The organism is Sphingomicrobium aquimarinum (assembly GCF_039655735.1).
Classification (GTDB): domain Bacteria; phylum Pseudomonadota; class Alphaproteobacteria; order Sphingomonadales; family Sphingomonadaceae; genus Sphingomicrobium; species Sphingomicrobium aquimarinum.
In genome coordinates this window covers 549,225-568,529 of the sequence record NZ_JBBYXH010000002.1, presented here as the reverse complement: position 1 = coordinate 568,529, position 19,305 = coordinate 549,225, and the positions used below count along the sequence as shown (strand labels likewise).

Annotated in this window: 15 protein-coding genes; 9 read left to right on the top strand and 6 right to left on the bottom strand. The window is 65.1% G+C overall.

From position 1 onward, the window contains the following. Positions 1 to 9 precede the first annotated feature (9 nt). Genes WJS89_RS08965 through WJS89_RS08955 form a run of 3 tightly spaced genes read left to right on the top strand, consistent with a single transcriptional unit; the run spans position 10 to position 3,143 of the window. Positions 10 to 933 (top strand): ABC transporter ATP-binding protein, encoded by a 924-nt coding sequence (locus WJS89_RS08965; RefSeq protein ID WP_346340596.1) that lies wholly within the window; start codon positions 10 to 12, stop codon positions 931 to 933. Continuing rightward, on the top strand, positions 930 to 2,144 hold the full coding sequence (locus WJS89_RS08960; protein ID WP_346340595.1) for an ABC transporter permease: 1,215 nt from the start codon (positions 930 to 932) through the stop codon (positions 2,142 to 2,144). Before WJS89_RS08965 ends, WJS89_RS08960 begins: the two co-directional genes overlap by 4 nt. 57 nt (positions 2,145 to 2,201) lie before the next feature. Then, complete coding sequence (locus WJS89_RS08955; RefSeq protein WP_346340594.1) at positions 2,202 to 3,143, top strand: hypothetical protein; 942 nt, start codon at positions 2,202 to 2,204, stop codon at positions 3,141 to 3,143. Here the strand turns inward: WJS89_RS08955 and WJS89_RS08950 are convergent. Continuing rightward, a complete protein-coding gene (locus WJS89_RS08950; RefSeq protein WP_346340593.1) occupies positions 3,140 to 3,520 on the bottom strand; it encodes a VOC family protein in 381 nt (126 codons plus the stop codon). The genes WJS89_RS08955 and WJS89_RS08950 overlap by 4 nt on opposite strands. Positions 3,521 to 3,892: 372 nt before the next feature. On the opposite strand from WJS89_RS08950, the gene WJS89_RS08945 reads away from it, so the two are divergent. Then, on the top strand, positions 3,893 to 4,687 hold the full coding sequence (locus WJS89_RS08945) for a TonB family protein (protein ID WP_346340592.1): 795 nt from the start codon (positions 3,893 to 3,895) through the stop codon (positions 4,685 to 4,687). Positions 4,688 to 4,760: 73 nt separating this feature from the next. Next, a complete protein-coding gene (locus WJS89_RS08940; RefSeq protein WP_346340591.1) occupies positions 4,761 to 6,098 on the top strand; it encodes an MATE family efflux transporter in 1,338 nt (445 codons plus the stop codon). Here the strand turns inward: WJS89_RS08940 and WJS89_RS08935 are convergent. Together WJS89_RS08935 and WJS89_RS08930 are read right to left on the bottom strand one after the other, a co-directional pair. Further along, entirely contained in the window at positions 6,095 to 6,901 is an 807-nt protein-coding gene (locus WJS89_RS08935) for a LytR/AlgR family response regulator transcription factor (protein WP_346340590.1), read from the bottom strand. The genes WJS89_RS08940 and WJS89_RS08935 overlap by 4 nt on opposite strands. Beyond that, the gene (locus WJS89_RS08930; RefSeq protein WP_346341198.1) at positions 6,898 to 7,920 is read right to left on the bottom strand and encodes a sensor histidine kinase; all 1,023 of its coding nucleotides are present in this window, start codon (positions 7,918 to 7,920) and stop codon (positions 6,898 to 6,900) included. The genes WJS89_RS08935 and WJS89_RS08930 overlap by 4 nt, the downstream gene beginning before the upstream one ends. A 312-nt stretch (positions 7,921 to 8,232) precedes the next feature. Here WJS89_RS08930 and WJS89_RS08925 point away from each other — a divergent pair, with 312 nt between their 5' ends. The 3 genes from WJS89_RS08925 (at position 8,233) to WJS89_RS08915 (ending at position 12,826) form a co-directional block, all read left to right on the top strand. Beyond that, the gene (locus WJS89_RS08925; protein ID WP_346340589.1) at positions 8,233 to 10,164 is read left to right on the top strand and encodes a M1 family metallopeptidase; all 1,932 of its coding nucleotides are present in this window, start codon (positions 8,233 to 8,235) and stop codon (positions 10,162 to 10,164) included. Positions 10,165 to 10,236: 72 nt separating this feature from the next. Then, positions 10,237 to 12,570 (top strand): putative bifunctional diguanylate cyclase/phosphodiesterase, encoded by a 2,334-nt coding sequence (locus WJS89_RS08920; RefSeq protein ID WP_346340588.1) that lies wholly within the window; start codon positions 10,237 to 10,239, stop codon positions 12,568 to 12,570. Positions 12,571 to 12,613: 43 nt separating this feature from the next. Beyond that, positions 12,614 to 12,826 carry a hypothetical protein gene (locus WJS89_RS08915; RefSeq protein ID WP_346340587.1) on the top strand — a complete coding sequence of 71 codons (213 nt, stop codon included), beginning with the start codon at positions 12,614 to 12,616 and terminating at the stop codon, positions 12,824 to 12,826. A 90-nt stretch (positions 12,827 to 12,916) separates the two neighbouring features. Here WJS89_RS08915 and WJS89_RS08910 read toward each other — a convergent pair whose 3' ends face one another. Both WJS89_RS08910 and WJS89_RS08905 read right to left on the bottom strand, forming a co-directional pair. Continuing rightward, positions 12,917 to 15,223 carry a PAS domain-containing protein gene (locus tag WJS89_RS08910; protein ID WP_346340586.1) on the bottom strand — a complete coding sequence of 769 codons (2,307 nt, stop codon included), beginning with the start codon at positions 15,221 to 15,223 and terminating at the stop codon, positions 12,917 to 12,919. A gap of 223 nt (positions 15,224 to 15,446) precedes the next feature. Beyond that, a complete protein-coding gene (locus WJS89_RS08905; protein ID WP_346340585.1) occupies positions 15,447 to 16,982 on the bottom strand; it encodes a DEAD/DEAH box helicase in 1,536 nt (511 codons plus the stop codon). 258 nt (positions 16,983 to 17,240) lie between these two features. Between WJS89_RS08905 and yghU the strand changes: the two genes are divergently transcribed. Further along, entirely contained in the window at positions 17,241 to 18,098 is an 858-nt protein-coding gene (yghU, locus tag WJS89_RS08900) for a glutathione-dependent disulfide-bond oxidoreductase (RefSeq protein ID WP_346340584.1), read from the top strand. A gap of 6 nt (positions 18,099 to 18,104) precedes the next feature. Here yghU and proB read toward each other — a convergent pair whose 3' ends face one another. Then, on the bottom strand, positions 18,105 to 19,274 hold the full coding sequence (proB, locus tag WJS89_RS08895; protein WP_346340583.1) for a glutamate 5-kinase: 1,170 nt from the start codon (positions 19,272 to 19,274) through the stop codon (positions 18,105 to 18,107). Positions 19,275 to 19,305: the final 31 nt, after the last annotated feature.

Sequence of the window (19,305 nt, the reverse complement as noted above, 5' to 3'; positions counted from 1 at the left end):
CTTGTAGCCATGAGCGACAGCGCCTTTGCCGCCGAGGCCGACAATCTGGTCAAGACCTTCGACGGCACGCGGGCGGTCGATGGCGCCAGCCTGTCGGTACCCACCGGCTCGATCTACGGCTTCCTCGGCCCCAACGGCGCGGGCAAGACGACGACGCTGCGCATGCTCCTCGGCATCATCGACCCCGACGAAGGCGAGCGCCATTTGCTCGGCCATCGCCAGCCTTTGAAGGCCGCGCACGACGTCGGCTACCTGCCCGAAGAACGCGGCCTCTATCCCGCCATGACGGCGCGCGACGGCATCGCCTTCATGGGCGCCCTGCGCGGTCTGCCAGAGCGGACAGGCCGCGAGCGCGCGGTCGGACTGCTCGCCGATGCGGGGCTCGAAGACTGGACCGACAAGCCGATCCGCTCGCTGTCCAAGGGCATGGCGCAGACCGTCCAGCTTCTCGGCACCATCGTCCACCGCCCGCGTCTCGTGGTGCTCGACGAACCCTTCTCGGGTCTCGACGCCATCAACCAGGGCAAGCTCGAGGCATTGATCCGCGAGCAGGCCGCGAACGGCGCGACGGTCATCTTCTCGACCCATGTCATCGCGCATGCCGAGCGATTGTGCGAAAAGGTCGCGATCATCGCCAAGGGCCGCATCGCCTTCGAGGGGCTGGTGGAGGAAGCGCGCAGCCGTCTCGCGCCGATCGTCCACCTGCGCACCCGCACCCCCGATGGCCCGTGGCGCGCCGATTTGCCCCAGGGCGCGCATGTCGGCGGAACGGAATTCCGCTTCGAATTGCCGCCCGCGGGCCCCGAACCCCTGCTCGCCAGCCTCATCGAACATGGAGCGGGCATCGACACGCTCTCGATCGAACGCCCGGGCCTCCACGACGCATTCGTCGCCATCGCGGGCGAGGCTGCGGCCAAGGAAATGAAAGCATGAGGGAATTACTCCGCGCTGCCTTCGTCATCGGCCGCCGCGACTATCGCGCGACCGTCCTGTCGAAGACATTTCTCTTCTTCCTTCTGGGGCCGCTGTTCCCGGTCGCGCTCGGCGTCATGTTCGGCGGCGTCGGCAGCCAGATCGCGCAGGAGGATAACGAACGCAGGCTCGCCGTCATCGCCGACGAACCGGAATTCAACGCGCTCGTGACCGCACGCGAGCGGCTCGCACCGCTCGGCAACGATTTCGTCACCCTCGTCCGCATCGCCCCCGGCCTCGATCCCGACGCCCAGCGCGCCGAACTGCTGGATCGCACCGACAAGCCCTACACCGGCGTACTCGAAGGCGGGCTCGACACCCCCGTCCTGACGGGGAGCGGGGCGGCCACCTATGCCATTCGCGGCCAGCTCGAAGCCTTCATCGACCTTGCCCGGCGCGACGCGCTCATCGGCGAGCCGCCCACCGGCCCGCCGCTCACTGTGAACGCCATCGGCACGTCGGCCTCGAGCATCGCCAACACCCGCACGCTCACGGCGCGCGCGGGGCAGCTATTGCTCTTCTTCCTCACCATCCTGCTCGCCGGCATGCTCCTGAGCCAGATGCTGGAGGAAAAGGGCAACAAGGCCATCGAGGTCCTCGCCAGCGCCGTTCCCGTCGACGCCATCTTCATCGGCAAGCTCTTCGCCATGCTCGCGATCAGCCTCACGGGCATCATGGTGTGGATCGGCACCGCGGTCCTCGCCTTCCTGATCTTCGCCTCCGACGGCCTCGCCGCCGTCCCGCCCGCCCCGGCAGTCGGCTGGCCCGCCTTCCTCGGCTTCTGCCTCGTCTATTTCACGATGAGCTATCTCCTCATCGGCGGCGCCTTCCTCGGCATCGGCGCGCAGGCGGGCACGGTGCGCGAGGTGCAGACGCTCTCCATGCCCGTGACGATGATCCAGGTGCTGATCTTCTTCGCCGCGCAGCTGGGCGTCGGCGATCCCTACGGACGCGAAGCCATCGCCACCGCCATCTTCCCCCTGACCAGCCCCTTCGCGATGATCGCGCGCGCCGCCGAGGTCGAGACGCTCTGGCCGCACCTCCTCGCCATCGCCTGGCAGGCGCTCTGGATCGCCATCATCCTCAAATTCGCCAGCCGCCTCTTCCGCAAAAGCGTCCTCAAATCCGGCAAGCCCTTCCGCTGGCCTTGGTCACGGCGGGTGGCTGCCTAAGGCTTGCCGCCCGCCAAGAGCCGTCTACACTATGTCTCGCTCGGTAGGAGACTGTACATGCTTGCAACGATTTTCGCCGCCGTTTTGGCGGCGGCGCCCGTTGATTTCCAGCCGACCGAGGCATGGCGCGTGGAACGACAGGGGAATAATTACATCGCGTCGCGAAATTTCGCCGCTGCGGACGCGCACGCGCTGAAGGTGCATTTCAATTCCGATCTCGTCGGAGAAGGACTGACCATTCTCGTCGATGGTCCACGAGCGGGGCGGCCTGTCGGCTACGATGACGCGTCGGGGGTCATTCTGGCCGATGGCGAGCGGTTCAAACCCTTCATGCTGGCGACGGACGAATATCCGGGCGACCGCTTCATCACGCAAATCGAAACCAGCTTTTCCACCAATCTAGCGCCCGAAAAAGAGATGAGTGAGCGCGAGCGCGAGCGCAGCCTGCGCAAAATGATGCGGATGTCCGAAAAGCAGCGCGATCAATACCGGTTCGAGATCGTCGAAGAGCAGCAGTTGCGCGAGATCATCCCTGGCAAGCTGACCGGCAACCATCTCGACATCCAATATTCGGACGACCTCATCCATCGTTACCACATTGGCGACATCGACGAATTACGATCGGTGCTCGATACATGCGAGAAGGCGGTGCTCGCCGATCTTGGGATCGAGCAGCCTGCCGCCCTACCCTTCTACCCCCCGCGATTGTTCGACGATGGAGTGGAGTACAAAGAGCTGCCATCACAGGTGCAGAAGGGTCAGACGATGCGTCTTCAGGCGCTAGTCCGGGTTGATGCGGAAGGCGGCGTGGAAGAATGTCATCTGATCTTGCCGACGGGCTTTGCGGACTTTGACGAGAAGTTTTGCAGCAAGATGATCGAAGATGGGCGCTACGTTCCGGCACGCGATTCGGAACGGACATCCGTGCCGAGCCTATTCCACCAACGGCTGACGCTGACCATCCGACGGAGGGCCGTTACCAGCACGTCGCCCCTCTAAGCCTCCGGCGCCGAACCGATCTGCTCCCACAGTTCGATCTTCACGCCATCGGGATCCATGAGCCACGCGAACTTGCCATAGGGTTCGTCCTGCCGCCCGAGGATCTCGACGCCCTTCGACTCCAGCTCCTTCTGAAAAGCGTCCAAGTCGTCCACCCGCAGATTGATCATGAACGGGTGTGGGCTGGGGTCGAGATAATCGCTGTCGGCCTTGAAGCTCGACAGGAGGCTGAACGGGTCGTCCTGCGGCTCGTCCGCCCAGCGGAACATCGGGCCATAGTCGCCCGCGATGCCGAGTTTGTCGCGATACCATTCGGTGGTCTTCTCGACGTCGGCTCGCTTGATGAAGACGCCGCCCAATCCCGTGATCCGTGCCATTTCGCTTCCCCTGTTCGTGCCCGCCCGTCATAGCAGGCGGCGATGAAACGGGGGAGCCTCGACACGCGCGCCATTTGGGCGACCGCCATTCCGGCGATCCTGAAATCCGGTAAACCCTTCCGCTGGCCGTGAACACGGCGGGTGCGGGCCTGAAGCGGAAGACTTTCGGAAAGATTTCTGCTAACCCATCGGCGCCGAATTGTATGAAGTAGAGGCCTTACCATGAGTTTTTTCGTAGCGTTGACCCTTGCCACAACAGTCGCACCCGCGGGTGTCATGCAGACCTCTCCTGCCGGTGAATGGCAGGTCTCGCGATATCAGAATCAATGCTATCTGACGCGCGATTACACTAGCGAAAAAGGTCGCGACCTGATGCTCGTTCTGATGCCTCAGATCGACGGCGAGACTGTAACCGTGATGGTCCAGCACGAGCGCGAACCGAAGGAACCGAAGCTGGCATACCTCACGACGGCGTCAGGGGAGGAATCGTGGATCCCCGACATCGCGATCAATGAAATGGTCGGCCGCAAATATCAGGCTCGCTTCACCACGCGCTGGGAGCCGTACATCCGCCGCACCGAGGACCGGCCGGAGGGCGAGGCTGCCCCGACATACGCGCAAGCCGAGATGTTCGACGACGAAAACCTTCAGCGCGATCATGACTATGCTCGGTATCTTGAAAGAACGGAAGAGCGTGCGACGATTTCAACCACGAAACTGGCGGGTGATCGGCTGACCGTCCATTATTCCGACGACCATGGCGTGGACTTCGACACGACCGGGCTCGCGGGCGGGCGCGCGGCAATTCTAGGATGTGTCCAGAGCGTGCAGCGCGACTTCGGCGTGACGAACCAGGACTTCGCCAAGGTGGCAGTCGATGCCCGCCCGATCGAAATCGACCTCGATGGCGGTGACTATCCGGCGAAGATGCGCCGAAAAGGGCAAGGCGCACGGCCTGCGGCATTGGTCTGGATCGACGAGAACGGAAAATCGGAATGGTGTAGGATCGTCGAAAGCTCGGGCTTTCCCGAATTCGACGACCTGATCTGCAAGGGCTTCGGGACCCGTGCGCGCTGGTCTCCGGCGCTCGACGAGACGGGCCGACCGATCGGCGCGCCGCACATCCAGAATGTTACGTTCAAGATAGAAGGTCCGAACGGCCGCTGACGCCCGCCTTCAAACCGTAGCACGAAACCATTTCGCTTCCCCTGTCCGTGCCCGCCCGTCATAGCAGGCGGCGATGAAACGGGGGAGCCTCGACACGCGCGCCATCTGGGCGATCGCCATTCCGGCGATGCTCACCAATGTCGCGACCGCGCTGATCGGCATCGGCGACGTGTGGATCGTCGGGCGGCTGGACGATGCCGCGACGCAAGGCGCCGTCGATGTTGGGGCGCGTCTGTTCGCGCTGCTCTTCACGGTCATGAATTTTCTCAAGACGGGCACCACCGGCCTCGTCGCGCAGGCAGGCACCCGCGAGGGCAAGGACGCCCAGGCCGCGATGCTGCTGCGCGGCATGGTGGTCGGGCTCGCCATCGCCGCCGCCCTCCTGATGCTTCGCCCCTTCCTGCTTCCCGCCGTCCTGCAGGCGCTGGGTGCGACCGGCGCGGTCTACGAGGCCGCCGCTACCTACGCCGGCATCCGCTACTGGACCGCGCCCGGCGTCATGCTCAATCTCGCGCTCGTCGGCTATCTGGTCGGGCAGCGCCGCATGACCGAAGTGCTGGTGATCGAAGTCGCCTACAACCTCTTGAATGTCGCCCTCGGCCTGTGGTTCGTGCTCGGCATGGATTTCGGGATCGCCGGGATCGGCTGGTCGAGCTTCATCGCGGAGTATGCCAAACTGGCGCTGGTCGGTTTTCTCGTCCTGCGCGGCGGAGGGTTCGCTCGCCTCCGCCATGTGGCGAACGAGCAGCGCATCGTCTCGCGCGCCAGCCTGCTACCCTTCCTGTCGGTCAACCGCGACCTATTCCTCCGCACGCTCATCCTCGTCGCCGCGATGGCGGCACTGACCCGCATCGGCGCCGAACGCGGCGCGGTGGTGCTCGCCGCCAACGCGATCATCTTCCAGCTGTTCGTCTTTTCCGCGCTGCTGCTCGACGGCTTCGAGAATGCCGCGCAGGTGCTCAACGGCGAACAGGCGGGCGTCCAGGACCGGGTGGGCTTCGTGCGTTATACGAAAGCGATCCTGTGGCGCGGCCTTGCGGTGGCCGCGATGCTGTCGATCGCCTTCGGTTTTCTCTCCGACCCCGTCGTCGCCAGCTTTGCCGCCACGCCGCTCGTGGCGATGGAAGCCCAGCGGCAGGCGATGTGGCTCGTCCTCATTCCCTTCGCGGGCGTGGCGAGCTTCATCTTCGATGGCGTCTTCGTCGGCGCCAGCTGGACGCGCGCTCTGCTCATGTCGATGATCGGCGGAACGCTCGTCTATGCGCTCGCGCTCTGGCTGACATGGCCGCTCGGCAACGGCGGGCTGTGGCTGAGCTTCACCATCTTCCTCGCCGCCCGCGCGCTCTTCCAGGCCATGATGCTGCCGCGCCTCACCCGCAGGATCAGCGACGATCCGGCGCTCGAGACCTAGTGGACGAAGCGCGCGACCACGTCGCGGTAGCTGCGCGAAACCTTCACCTCATTGTCCGATCCCAGCACTAGGAAGCATTCGCCGTTGGTGTGCGGCTTGACCTGCTTGACCTTTTCCAGGTTCACGATCGTCGAGCGGTGGACGCGCTGGAACATGCGCGGATCGAGCCGCTTTTCCAGATCCTTCATCGTTTCGCGAAGGATGAGCGTATTGTCGCTCGTCTGGATGCACATATAGTCGCCCGCCGCGTCGATCTTCTCGATATCGTCGACGCTGACGCGGAAGATCTGCCCCTGGTCGCGGATATTGATGACGCTCTCGTAGCGGCTCGAAGCGGGGCCGCCCTCGCCCTCCGTGCTCGCGAATTCGCTCGCGGCCTCGGGGGCATGTTCGTGAAGCGCGGCTTCGAGCTTCTCGGCCTTTCGCGCCGCGCCTTTTTCCGCCAGCCGCCGCCGCACGCGGTCGAGCGTCTCGGCCAGCCTGTCCTCTTCGACAGGCTTCACCAGATAGTCGACCGCCTTGCTCTCGAACGCCTTGACGGCATGTTCGCTGTAGGCCGTCACGAAGACGAACAAGGGCGGTTCGACTTCCATCAGCCCCGAAATCACCGAAAAGCCGTCGAACCCCGGCATCTGGATGTCGAGGAAGACGAGATCCGGCTTCAAGGTCTTGGTCTGGCGGATCGCCTCGCGCCCGTTGGCGGCCGTGCCCACGACCTCGACGTCGTCATGCGCCTCGAGACGCAACTGAAGGCCTTGGGTGGCGAGCTTTTCGTCGTCGACAAGCAGGGTACGGATGGTCATTCGACTGGCTTTCTCTCGAGAGGTATTTGCAGGACAACGCTGAAACCCCCGCTTGTGTTCGTCTTGGTTTCGAAACCGTGCGCGGCGCCATAGGCCTGCGCCAGTCGCTCGCGCGTGTTGGCCAATCCCACACCCGTCGAATGCGAGGGGGTGATCACCGCGCCGTCCGCACCGGAATCGGCCACCGTGATCTTGACGCTGTTGCCCTCGCGTTCCGCCGCGATCCAGATATCGGCGCCCACTTCGGACGGCGTCACCGCATATTTGATCGCATTCTCGATCAGCGGTTGGAGAATGAGCGATGGCAGCAATGCCCCCGCCGCCTCCGCATCGATCCGGAAGTGCGGACGCAGCCGCTCCTCGAAGCGCATCTTCTCGATGTCGAGATAGAGCTTCATCGTGTCGATTTCCTTGGCCAGCGGCACGCGCGCGGTCGGCTCGTTGGCGAGCGTGTAGCGCAGGAAACTCGAGAGCCGCGCAAGCATCGCATTGGCGCGCTCGCGGTCCTCGATCAGCACCAGCGTCGAGATCGAATTGAGCGTGTTGAACAGGAAGTGCGGGTTGAGCTGGTAACGCAGCATCGCGAGCTGCGCCGCCGACGCCTGCCCTTCGAGCGCCCGACGCTGGTCGATCTGTTCCTCGAGCAGCAGGTAATAGTTGATCCCGAAATAGAGCGCGGTCCAGGCCGCCAATAGCGCCACATTGAGAATCATCGCGCCGAAGAAGGAGAAGCCGCGCAGGTCCAGATCGGGCCGCACGAAGGTCGTCAGGCTCCAGACCTCGATGAAACTGTAGAGCGCCGCGACGATCGCCACGGTGGCGAGGCTGACGAGCGCGGTCGTCAGGGCGCGCATCGTGATCAGCCATTTGTAGAGCGCGGCCATCAGCAACGTCAGCGAATAGCCCGCGCCGGTCGCGATCACGCAGTGGAACAGGAAGATGCCGGGTTCCATGTTGTTGACGATGCCCGACAGGTAGCGAACGAGCAGATAGCCGCCCCAGCCCAGCGACTGCAGCATCCAGAACGCGCGATTCTTGTCGGAGAAGAAGGGCCGGTCGAGGCCGACGCCCTCGATGATCGGGCGTTGCTGCCCCTCGCCGCCGGCCGCCAGATCGCCCGCGTCGCGCGCCATCCGCTCGACCGACATACGCTGTCGCTCGCCACGCCGCGGCGGGCCGTGCTCGGCCTCCTTCAGCCGCGATACAGGCTCTTCACCCAAAGACTTGCTCCGATCGTTTCGAACGCGCACCATAGGCAGGCGCCCGCGTGTCTGCCAATGCACCTAATGCACGGACCGGCCCGCGGTGCCGTCGGCCTGACAGGAGTATCCATGCTACGTTTCGCTTTTCTCGCGCTCGCTTTCACGCTGGCCGGCTGCCGTTCCGCCGACGATCCGGCGACGAGCGAGGGCCCCGAACGGCAGATCGCCCCGATCCTCGACCGCGAGGACGCGAAGGATATTCACAGCTTCGCCAAGCCGCTCGAGGCCCGCGTCTATCATGTCGCATTGGACCTCGACGTCGACTTCGACACCAAGCGGGTCTCGGGCACGGCGACGCTCGACGTGGATGCTGCCGACGACGCCACCGAAATCATCCTCGATACGCGCGACCTCGAGATCGCCTCGATCACCGCGCCCGACGGGACTGCGCTCGACTATGAGGTTGGCGAAGGCACCGAAGAACTGGGCCAGCCGCTGACCATCCAGCTGAACGGCGCGGAACAGATCGTCATCGACTATGCTGCCGCGCCGCAGGGCGACGCACTCCAGTTCCTCACCCCCGAGCAGACCGCGGGCGGCGAGCATCCCTTCCTCTTTTCGCAGGGCCAGTCGATCCTCAACCGCAGCTGGATCCCGACGCAGGACAGCCCCGGCATCCGCCAGACCTGGGAAGCGAGGATCCGCGTCCCCAATCCCCTGACCGCGGTCATGAGCGCGCCGAGCGCGGGCGACCCCATCCCCGACGGCCCCGACCACCGCGTCTTCCGCTTCGCTATGGAAAAGTCGGTCCCGCCCTACCTCATCGCCATCGCGGTCGGGAATCTCGAATTCGAGCCGCTCGGCCTTCGCACCGGCGTCTGGGCCGAACCCGAGACGCTTCCCGCCGCCGCTTCGGAACTGGCCGACACCGAGCAGATGATCACCTCTGCCGAAGAGCTGTTCGGTCCCTATCGCTGGGAGCGCTACGACATGATCGTGCTGCCCCCGAGCTTCCCCTTCGGCGGCATGGAAAATCCCACGCTGACCTTCCTGACCCCGACGTTCATCGCGGGTGACAAGTCGCTGACCAGCCTCATCGCGCACGAGCTGGCGCACAGCTGGTCGGGTAACCTCGCCACCAATGCGACCTGGGCGGATTTCTGGCTCAACGAGGGCATGACCGTCTATGCCGAGCAGCGCATCGTCGAGGAAGTCTACGGCGAGGAAGCCTATGCGCAGCAGGTCTCGCTCAGCCAGGATTCGCTCGATGCGGCGCTCGGCGACCTCGACGAACGCGACCAGATTCTCGCGGTCGATCTCACCGGTCGTCACCCCGACGACGGGTTCACCGACATTCCCTACGACAAGGGCGCCGCCTTCCTGCGCACGCTTGAGAAGGAAGTGGGCCGCGAGCGGTTCGACGCCTTCATGCGCAGCTGGTTCGACGATCATGCCTTCGAGCCGATCACGAGCTCGATGTTCCTGGAAGCGGTCAATGCGCAGCTATTGGGCGGCGATGAAGGCCGCGCCGAGGCGATGCTGATCGACGAATGGATCTACGAAGCGGGCCTCCCCGCCAACAACGCCGCCCCCGCCGCCCAGGCCTTTGCGGAGGTCGATGGCGCCGTGACCAGCTTCAATGGCGGCGCGGATCCCGCGACGCTCGGGTGGGACGACTGGAACACCGCCGAGCGCCTTCGCTTCCTCGGCAAGGTCGACACCAAGCTGTCGACCGATCGGCTCGATGCGCTTGACGAGGCCTTCAAATTCAACGCCACCAACAACAATGAAATCCTGTTCCTGTGGCTCAAGCTCGCGGTCGCCAATCGATACGATCCCGCCGTTCCCAAGCTCGAGCAGTTCCTGACGACGCAGGGGCGGCGCAAGTTCGTGCGCCCGCTGTTCGTCGCGCTGGCCGAGGACGAACAATGGGGCATGCCGATCGCCGCCGATCTCTATCCGCGCGCGCGGCCGCTCTACCACCCGATCACCACCCAGGACCTCGACCTCCTGGGGATCGGCGGACCGGCGGCCACCGGATCAGAACAAACGGAAAGTTAACCACGCTCTTAACCGGCTGATAACTATCTTGGGCCTAAAGCTCCTTCGTTCAAGCGAGGAGCGAAAGCCCAAATGTATCAGGCCCCCGATCGTTATAAACGCATGATTTCCGCCAAATTGCCCGACGGAGCCTCGTTGGGCGTGGCCTCGGCGGTGCATGACGATCAGGCCTCGACGCCGCTCCGTGACGTGCAGTTGATCAGCCGCGCACAGCTCGCCCCTTATTTTGCGGGCGCCAACATCATCGCGGCGATTCTCTTCGCCGCTTCGATGCATTCCTCGGTCAGCCTCCTCATGATGGCGGCCTGGATTCTCACGATCGTCGGCCTCAACGCCATGATGACGATGCTCGCGCGTCGACAGGCGATCACCCATATCGGCCGATCGGGCCGCCGCGTGCCGCACTGGATGATGATTTCCGATGTCGCCGCGCGCGCCGCCGTGTGGCTCAGCCTGCCGATGATGGTCTTTTCGGGTCTCGACGGCGCCGCACAGATCATCGTCGCGTCGATCATCTCGGGGCTCGGCGTCGCGGCCCTCGGGCTCGTCGTCGTGCCGACTGCCGCGATCACGTGGATCACCATCTTCGTCACCGCGCTGTGCGTGAACCTCTTCATCGGCCGCGCCACTGTTCCGTTCGAGAACATGATCTCGATCGTCTTCATCATCGGCGTCGCGATGGGCGGGGTCATGACGGTCGCGCGCTGGGCCTTCCACCAGTTGAAGACCAACGCCGACGTCGGTTCGCAGTCCGAAAGCGCCTCGCTGCTCCTGCAGGAATATGAGAAGCGCGGCGTGGGCTGGCTGTGGCAGGTCGATGACGAGAATCGCGTCACCTACCTCTCCAGCCGCATGGTCGCGCTCATCGGGCGCCCCTCCTCCGCCATCATCGGCAATTCGCTTCCGGGTCTTCTCGGCGGTCACAAGGAGCTGGGCGACGTGCTTCAGGAGCACCAGCCCTTCCAGAACCTCGAAATGCAGCTCGACACCTCGCGCGGCGGGCGCTGGATCAGCCTCGCGGGCGATCCGATCATCGATCATGCGGGCCGGTTCGCGGGCTATCGCGGCGTCGGCAGCGACATCACCGAAGTGCGCCAGCAGCAGGAACGCCTGACCCACCTCGCCAATGTCGACGTGCTCTCGGGCCTCCCCAACCGCGGCCGCGTGCGCCAGCTGGCGGGCGAAGTGCTGCGCACCGCGACCAGCTCGAACGTGCCCTGCGCGATCATGTTTCTCGATCTCGACGGCTTCAAGCCCGTCAACGACACCTTCGGCCACCCCAAGGGCGATGCCGTCCTCCAGGCGGTGGCCAAGCGCCTCGTCGACGAGGTCGGCGAGCTCGGCTACGTCGGTCGCATGGGCGGCGACGAGTTCGCGATCATCGTCAAGGACGCGCAAAGCCGAAAGGGTGTCGAGGCCTTGAGCCGCGCCATCATCCAGTCGGTCGGCGAGCCCTATATGATCGACCAGACCGAGATCCGTATCGGCGTCTCGATCGGCTGCGCCTTCGGCCCCATCGACGGCGCGACCGTCGACGATCTGATCCTCAAGGCCGACCTTGCGCTCTACGAAGCCAAGAATGCCGGTCGCGGCGTCGCCAAATATTTCTCGACCGAGTTGCAGAGCGAGCAGGACGATCGCGTGCGCCTCGAAAGCGACCTGCGCGCCGCCATCGCCTCCAAGCAGTTCCAGCTGCTCTACCAGCCGCTCGTGTCGGCACGAGACCAGAAGCTCATCGGCTTCGAGGCGCTCATCCGCTGGAACCACCCGCAGCGCGGCATGGTCCCGCCGCCCGTCTTCATCGGCATCGCCGAGGAATGCGGCCTGATGATGGACATCGGCAACTGGGTGATCGAGGAAGCGTGCCGCACGGCCGCGACCTGGCCCGAGCCGATCACCGTTGCGGTCAACGTCAGCCCCAAGCAGATCCAGATGCCCGCGCTGCCGCAGATCGTCAGCCAGTCGCTCGCGCGCCACAAGCTCGCCGGCAATCGCCTCGAGCTAGAAGTCACCGAGGGCGTCTTCCTCGGCAACAATGCCGCCACGCTCGACATCATGCAGCGCCTGCGCCAGCTCGGCGTCGGCATCGCGCTGGACGATTTCGGCACCGGCTATTCCTCGATCGGCTATCTCAACAAGGCCGTTTTCCACAAACTAAAGATCGACGGCAGCTTCGTTCGCGAAGCGGGCACGCGCGAGGAGAATGTCTCGATCATCAAGTCGATCGTCGAGCTCGCCAAGTCGTTCCGCATGAGCGTGACTGCCGAGGGCGTCGAGACGGCCGAGGATTTCGAGCGCATGCGTGACCTCGGCGTCGACACCATCCAGGGCTATCTCTTCGGGCGCCCGCTCACCTACGAACGCGCCAACCAGATGGTCGTCGGCATGAGCCGCAAGGCGGGCTGACGATTCAATGCCTCGCGGCGCGCCGCTCTAGAAGGAATTTGTGATGCAGGCTGATACGGGTTCGGGCGATAACGCCTTCGTCGTCCTCAACCGCAGCGACGGCTCCAAGGTCGCCGTCCAGCTCGCGACCCTCCTGTTCTTCACCAAGGCCCAGCACGGCTGCGTCCTCAACTTCGGCGCGGGTACGCAGGTCAATGTGAAGGAGAGCTTCGAGGACCTGCTCGCACTGCTCGGCGCCGGAGACGCCGCGGCGTAAGGTTCGCCCCGCTGCAAGCACGCACGAACCTGTCGGTTCGCTTATCCAAAAGACTGCCAAAGGCGCGGTGTTTGGAAGGAGTGCGGAAGGCTAGTCCGCCACTAGCGCGCAGAGCGCCGCTTCGAGATCGCTCGGCGAGAAGGGTTTGGCCAGCAGGGGCGCTTGCGGCGCCAGTGCGCGGATCGCGGCGGTCTCGGAATAGCCCGAGATGAACAGGATCGGCTGCCCCGGTCGCTCGGCGAGGATCGCGGACGCGACCTCGGCGCCCGACAGGCCCGGCATCGCATAATCGAGCACGATGACGTCGGGACGCTTCTCCGCATAGGCGGCCAGCCCGGCGGTCCCGTCGGCCGCGCCGCGCACATACGCTCCCATGTCCTCGAGCGTCTGTTCGACGAATCCGCGCACATCCTCGTCGTCGTCGATCACGAGGATATGCCGTCCGGCGATCGACTGCACGCAGGAGCGCGTCGATGCGCCCGCATCCTCCACGTCCCGGTCGGCACCTGCCAGCTGGAAGAACAGGCGTACCGTCGTGCCTTCGCCCTCGACGCTGTCGATCCGCGCCGTACCGCCCGACTGGCGCACCATGCCGTAGACCATCGAGAGCCCGAGCCCCGTGCCCTTGCCCACTTCCTTGGTCGTGAAAAAGGGTTCGAACACGCGTTCCTTCACATGCGGCGGCATGCCCGCGCCCGTGTCGGAGATCGCCAGTTCGAGATAGGTGCCGCTCGACAATTCGGCATCGCCTGACAGTTCCACCCGCCGCGTCGAGACGGTCAGCGTTCCCCGCTCGCCCATCGCGTCGCGCGCGTTGATGGCGAGGTTGAGCATCGCGACCTCGAGCTGGGTCGTATCGGCGAGGATGGTCTCTTCGCGATCCTTGATGTCCCATTTGATCCGGAACCGCCCGCCCATCGCATTGGCGAACAGGGGCTTCATCTCCGAGATCACGGCGTCGACCGCGACGGCGCCCACTTCGAGCTTCTGGACGCGGCTGAAGGTCAACAGCTGCGCGGTCAGCCGCGCCCCGCGTTGCGCCGCCGACAGGGCATTATCCGCATAGCGCTTCAGTTTCTCGTCCTCGACCCGCTTGGAGATGAGATCGAGCCCGCCGACCACGACGGTCAGGAGATTGTTGAAGTCGTGGGCGATTCCGCCCGTCAGCTGCCCGAGCGCTTCCATCTTCTGGGCCTGGCGCAGCTGGTCCTGCGTCGACTTGAGCGCGGTGACGTCGCGCGCCTGGCCGACGAGATAGGCGGGCAGGCCGTCGGCCCCCGGGACCGGGGTGATCGACATCATATGCACGGCCTTGCGCCCCTTGAGCGCGACGTCGATCTCGGCGCTGCCATGCTCGCCCCTGGCGCCGTCCTCGACGAGGCCGCGCAGTGTCGCGACACTTTCCGGGTTCGCGCAGACGGGCTCCATCTCCCAGCAGCGACGGCCTCGATAGGCACCGTCCTCCAGTCCGATGACGCCCTGCGCGGAGACATTCATCTCCAGATAGCGTCCCTCCAGATCCATGATGCTGACCATGTCGAGGCTGTCGAAGACGGCGCGGAAGCGCGCCTCGCTCGCCAGCAGTTCGCCTTTCTGGTCCTGCACGGTGGCGCGCAAGGCCTGTTCGGCCTCCTTCGCCAGCGTCACGTCATTGGCGGTGCCGATATAGCCGACGATCTCTCCGTCGGCGTTGCGGCGCGGCTGGACGTTCGCCTGCATCCAGCGATACGTGCTATCGTGGCGCTTGGCGCGCGCTTCGAATTCGAACGGGGCACGGCTCTTGAGCCCTTCGACCAGCGCATCGTGCATGCCTTGGGCATCCTCGGGATGCACCCGGTCTTCCCAGCCGATGGTCGCCGCCTCTTCCTTGTCGGCGGCAAAGAAGGCCGCATAGGCCTGGTTGACGAACTCGCGCTTGCCGTCGAGCCGCGACACCCAGATGGGCACCGGCGCGCTGTCGGCGATGCGCCGGAAGCGGGCTTCGCTTTCCGAGAGCGCCTGTCCGGCGACCCGCTGCTCGGTCACGTCCTGGACGATGATCGTCAGCCCCATGACCGTGCCGTCGGCACCGCGATTGGGAATATAGTCGGCCTGCGTCGTCAGGTGGCCGCGCTCGGCGTGATTGTAATCCGCCGCGAACCATTGCGCCTCGCCCGCCATCGCGCGCTCGAAAAGGTGGCGGCGCGGTGCGAAATCCTCCGCGCCCATCACGTCTTCGACCGACTTGCCGATCAGTTCTTCGCGCGACACGCCCATCCATTCGGCGAGCGGCCGGTTGACGAAGCGATAGCGCAGATCCGCGTCGCAATAGGCGAGCATGACCGGCAGCGCGTCGGCGATCGAGACGAGCGTCGAGACATCGAACCCGTCGGGCAATTGCCGAACGATGTCGCCCATCTTCTCGCCAGTATCGTCGCTTGAAGTATCTTCGCTCGAGGCGGAGGCCGGGCGCGCGCGGGCACGGGGCGCCGAGGCGTCTCCGCCTTCAACAGCCGTCGTGCTCTCGCGCGACGGCGACTCATCCCCCGCCCGGTCCATGACCATACCCTACGCCAAGATGGCGTAAATCCAAAGTAAAGTGGCGCGCCCCGCGATCGATCGCGTCCGACGCGCCCTCCGGTCAGCCGCGTTCGGTGCGCGGGCCGCGCTGACGCGGCCCACGACCGGGCGCGCGCTTCTTGCCGCCCGAGCCTTCGCTACCGCCACGACCGCCATGCGCGGGCTTGTTCCCGCGGCGCGGTCCACCCGGACCACCGCGTCCGCCCGGACCCCGAGGTCCACGCGGGCCGCGCTCGTTACGGCGTTCGCCCTGCTCATCGCCTGTTCCACGCTGTTCGTCCTGACGCGGGCCGCCACGACGCTTGATGCCGTGCGGGCCGGTCTTCTTGGGGCGGCGATGCTGCGGCGGACGGCTGTTGACGCCGTCGCCGCGATCCTCACCCGCCGGCGACCAGTCGCCCTTGCCGACACCACGCGGCGCGGCCTTGGGCAGCGCAGCGGCGCGCTCGTTGAAATTCTCGGGCAACCTGGCGGGATCGAGCTTCACGCCCGTCAGCCGTTCGATGTCGCGCAGATAGCTCTTCTCGTCAGGCGCACAGAAGCTGATCGCGATCCCCTCGCGGCCTGCACGCGCCGTCCGGCCGATGCGGTGAACATATTGCTCGGGCACATTGGGCAACTCGAAGTTGAAGACATGGCTGACCCCCGGGACGTCGATCCCGCGCGCGGCGATGTCGGTCGCGACGAGGATCCGCACCTTGCCCTCGCGAAAGGCGTTGAGGGCCGCGGTCCGCTGTCCCTGGCTCTTGTTGCCGTGGATGGCGGCCGCCTCGATGCCCGCGCCGACGAGGAATCGCACGACGCGGTCGGCACCATGCTTGGTACGCGTGAAGACGAGCGCGCGGTCCATCTCGCCGTTGCCCAGCAGCGTCTCGAGCTTGAGCGTCAGGAGCGCCTGCTTCTCGCGCTGGTCGATGAAGGTCACCTGCTGGTCGATCCGCTCGGCGGTCGAGGCCTGCGGGGTCACTTCGACCTTCACGGGATTGGTGATGAACTGCTTGCCGAGGTCGGCGATCGCCTTGGGCATGGTCGCCGAGAAAAACAGCGACTGGCGCTGCTGCGGCAGCATTCGCGCGATCTGCTGCAAGGGCTTGATGAAGCCCAGATCCATCATCTGGTCGGCCTCGTCGAGCACGAAGATCTCGACGTTGCGGAGCGTCAGCGCACGCCGGTCGATAAGGTCGAGCAAGCGCCCCGGTGTCGCCACCAGCACGTCGCACCCGCCGACCATCCCGCGCGCCTGCGCGGTGATCGGCTTGCCGCCGAACACGACGTTGACCCTGAGGCCCGATCCCTCGGCATACCCCTTCATGCTGGTCGCGATCTGCGCGGCCAGCTCACGGGTCGGCGAGAGGACCAGCATCCGGCAGCTTGCCGGCTGGCGCGGCGTGAAGCCGTCCTTGGTCAGGTTGTGGATCGAAGGCAGCGAGAAGGCTGCGGTCTTGCCCGTTCCCGTCTGGGCGATGCCCATGAGGTCGCGGCCTTCCAGCAGCGGCGGAATGGCCTCGCGCTGGATGGGGGTGGGGGTGTCGTAGCCCTGTTTTTCGAGCGCACGAAGAATGGGCTTGGCAAGGCCAAGCTTGGAGAAGAATGACATGATTGTTCTTTCAATATGGAGCGGCGCGACAGCCCGATCGGGGCGCGCCGCGCAGCAGGGTTCGATAGATGCGACCCTGCGTGAATAGGATAGCTTGAAGCTTCAAAAGGCGCCGGTTCCCGAAGTGCGGGACGTCACGCTGCGCCATGATGTGCTGCCCCCCTATGCGGCATTGCAGCAAAACGCAAGCTGAACCGTTCGGGAGGCAGCGGGAATGTCTCCCGCTTCGTCTCGAACCGTGTCAGCGAAAGGCTCCCCATGACCGAATATACGCCGCCGAAGATCTGGCAGCCGAACAGCGAGAATGGCGGGAAGTTCGCCAGCATCAACGCCCCCACGGCCGGCGCCCGGTTCGAGCAGGACCTTTCCGTCGGCGCGCATCCGCTCCAGCTTCACAGCCTTGCCACACCGAACGGCGTCAAGGTGACGATCATGCTCGAAGAGTTGCTCGCCGCCGGCCATGACGCCGAATATGACGCCTACACGATCGACATTTCCGAAGGCGAACAGTTCGGCTCGGGCTTCGTGGCGCTCAATCCCAACAGCAAGATCCCGGCGCTTCTCGACCGCGCACCCGCAGGCGGCGGAGCCCCGATCCGTCTGTTCGAGAGCGGCAGAATCCTGCTCTATCTGGCCGAGAAGTTCGGCGCCTTCCTGCCCGACACCCTCGCGGGCCGCTCGGAAACGCTCAACTGGCTGTTCTGGCAGATGGGCGCGGGGCCCTTCCTCGGGGGCGGCTTCGGTCATTTCTACCACTATGCGCCCGAGAAGATCGAATATGCGATCGACCGCTATGCGATGGAGGTGAAGCGTCAATATGACGTGCTCGACCGCCGCCTTGCCGACACGGCCTATATCGCGGGCGAGGACTATACGATCGCCGACATGGCCATCTGGCCCTGGTATGGCGCGGTCGCCCGTGGTCAGGCCTATGGCGAGGCGCGGACCTTCCTCCAGCTCGACGATTATGCGCATGTCCAGCGGTGGATCGACCGGGTCGGGGATCGCGACGGCGTCAAGCGCGGTCGCATCGTCAACAAGACATTCGGTGACGGGCCCGGTCTGAAGGAACGCCATTCGGCAGCGGATATCGACGCTGCGCTCGCTGACGAATAGGCTGATCTAGCGCGGGACGTGCTTGCCGCGATTGGCAGGCAGTTCCTCGGGCGCGTCCCAGCGAAGATGCCGATGTTCGAGCGGCACGAGGTTCTTGGCGCGAACGATCTCGCCTTTCGCCTTGTAGCCGAGCAGCTGTTCAGGATCACCGTCGGGGTTGTTGACCATCACCCGCACTTCCTCGCTGGTGAAATCGGACAGCCCGCGCGCCCGCTCGACGCCCTTGGGATCGTAGACGTGGAGCACGTCGCCGCGCGTGAAATCGCCGTCGAAGCTGACGACATCCTCGCGACCGATCCCGGCCTTGCCGCTCTCGATGCCCTCGGCCGTCGCCGCCGACACGACGATGCTGCCAGCCATCTGCAACCGGTTGGCGATCCAGCTCTCCCAGCCGGAGATCGGGTTCTCGTGCGCGGGAAAGCGCGTCGAGCGCCGCTCACCGTCGAGCACGCTGGTTAGCGGCCGGTCCGCCTCGCCGTGCGCGATGAAGGTCGTGCAACCGGCTTCCTGCGCCATGTTGGCCGCCATCAGCTTGGTGGTCATCCCGCCCGTGCCGAGCGTCGACTTGCCCTTGGTCGCTTCCATGTAAGGCGCCACGTCCTTCACTTCTTCGAGGAAGACTGCGCCCTCTTCGTCGGGGTGGCGATCGTAGAGACCGTCCACCTCGGTCAGGATGACGAACACGCGGGCGTCGACCATCTGCGCGACCTTGGCCGCCAACCGGTCGTTGTCGCCGACACGGATTTCCTCGGTCGTGATGCTGTCGTTCTCGTTGACCACGGGCATCACCCCCGCCTCCATCAAGCGGAAGACGGTGTTGCGCGTGTTGAGGAAGCGTCGGTGGTCTTCGAAGTCGCCGAGTGTCAGCAGTACCTGCGCGATATCGATGTCATATTCATGCCCGATCTGGCGGTAGACGTTGAGCAGGATCGGCATCCCGCACGCAGCGGCCGCCTGCTTGTCGCTCACGCCTGCGCTGGTCGGTGTTTCGCCGACCATCTTGAGCCCCAGCGCGACCGCGCCCGATGAGCAGAGGATCACGTTCGTCCCCGCTTCGCGCAGCCGGTGCACATCTTCCATCAGTCGATGAAGAAAGCCGAAGCGCGGCGTCAGCAGGTCCGTATTGGCGATGAGGCTGGAGCCGATCTTGACGACGACCGTGTCTTGTTTGGGCACGTCTTGGCCTCCCGTTCGTAAATTGCGTTGT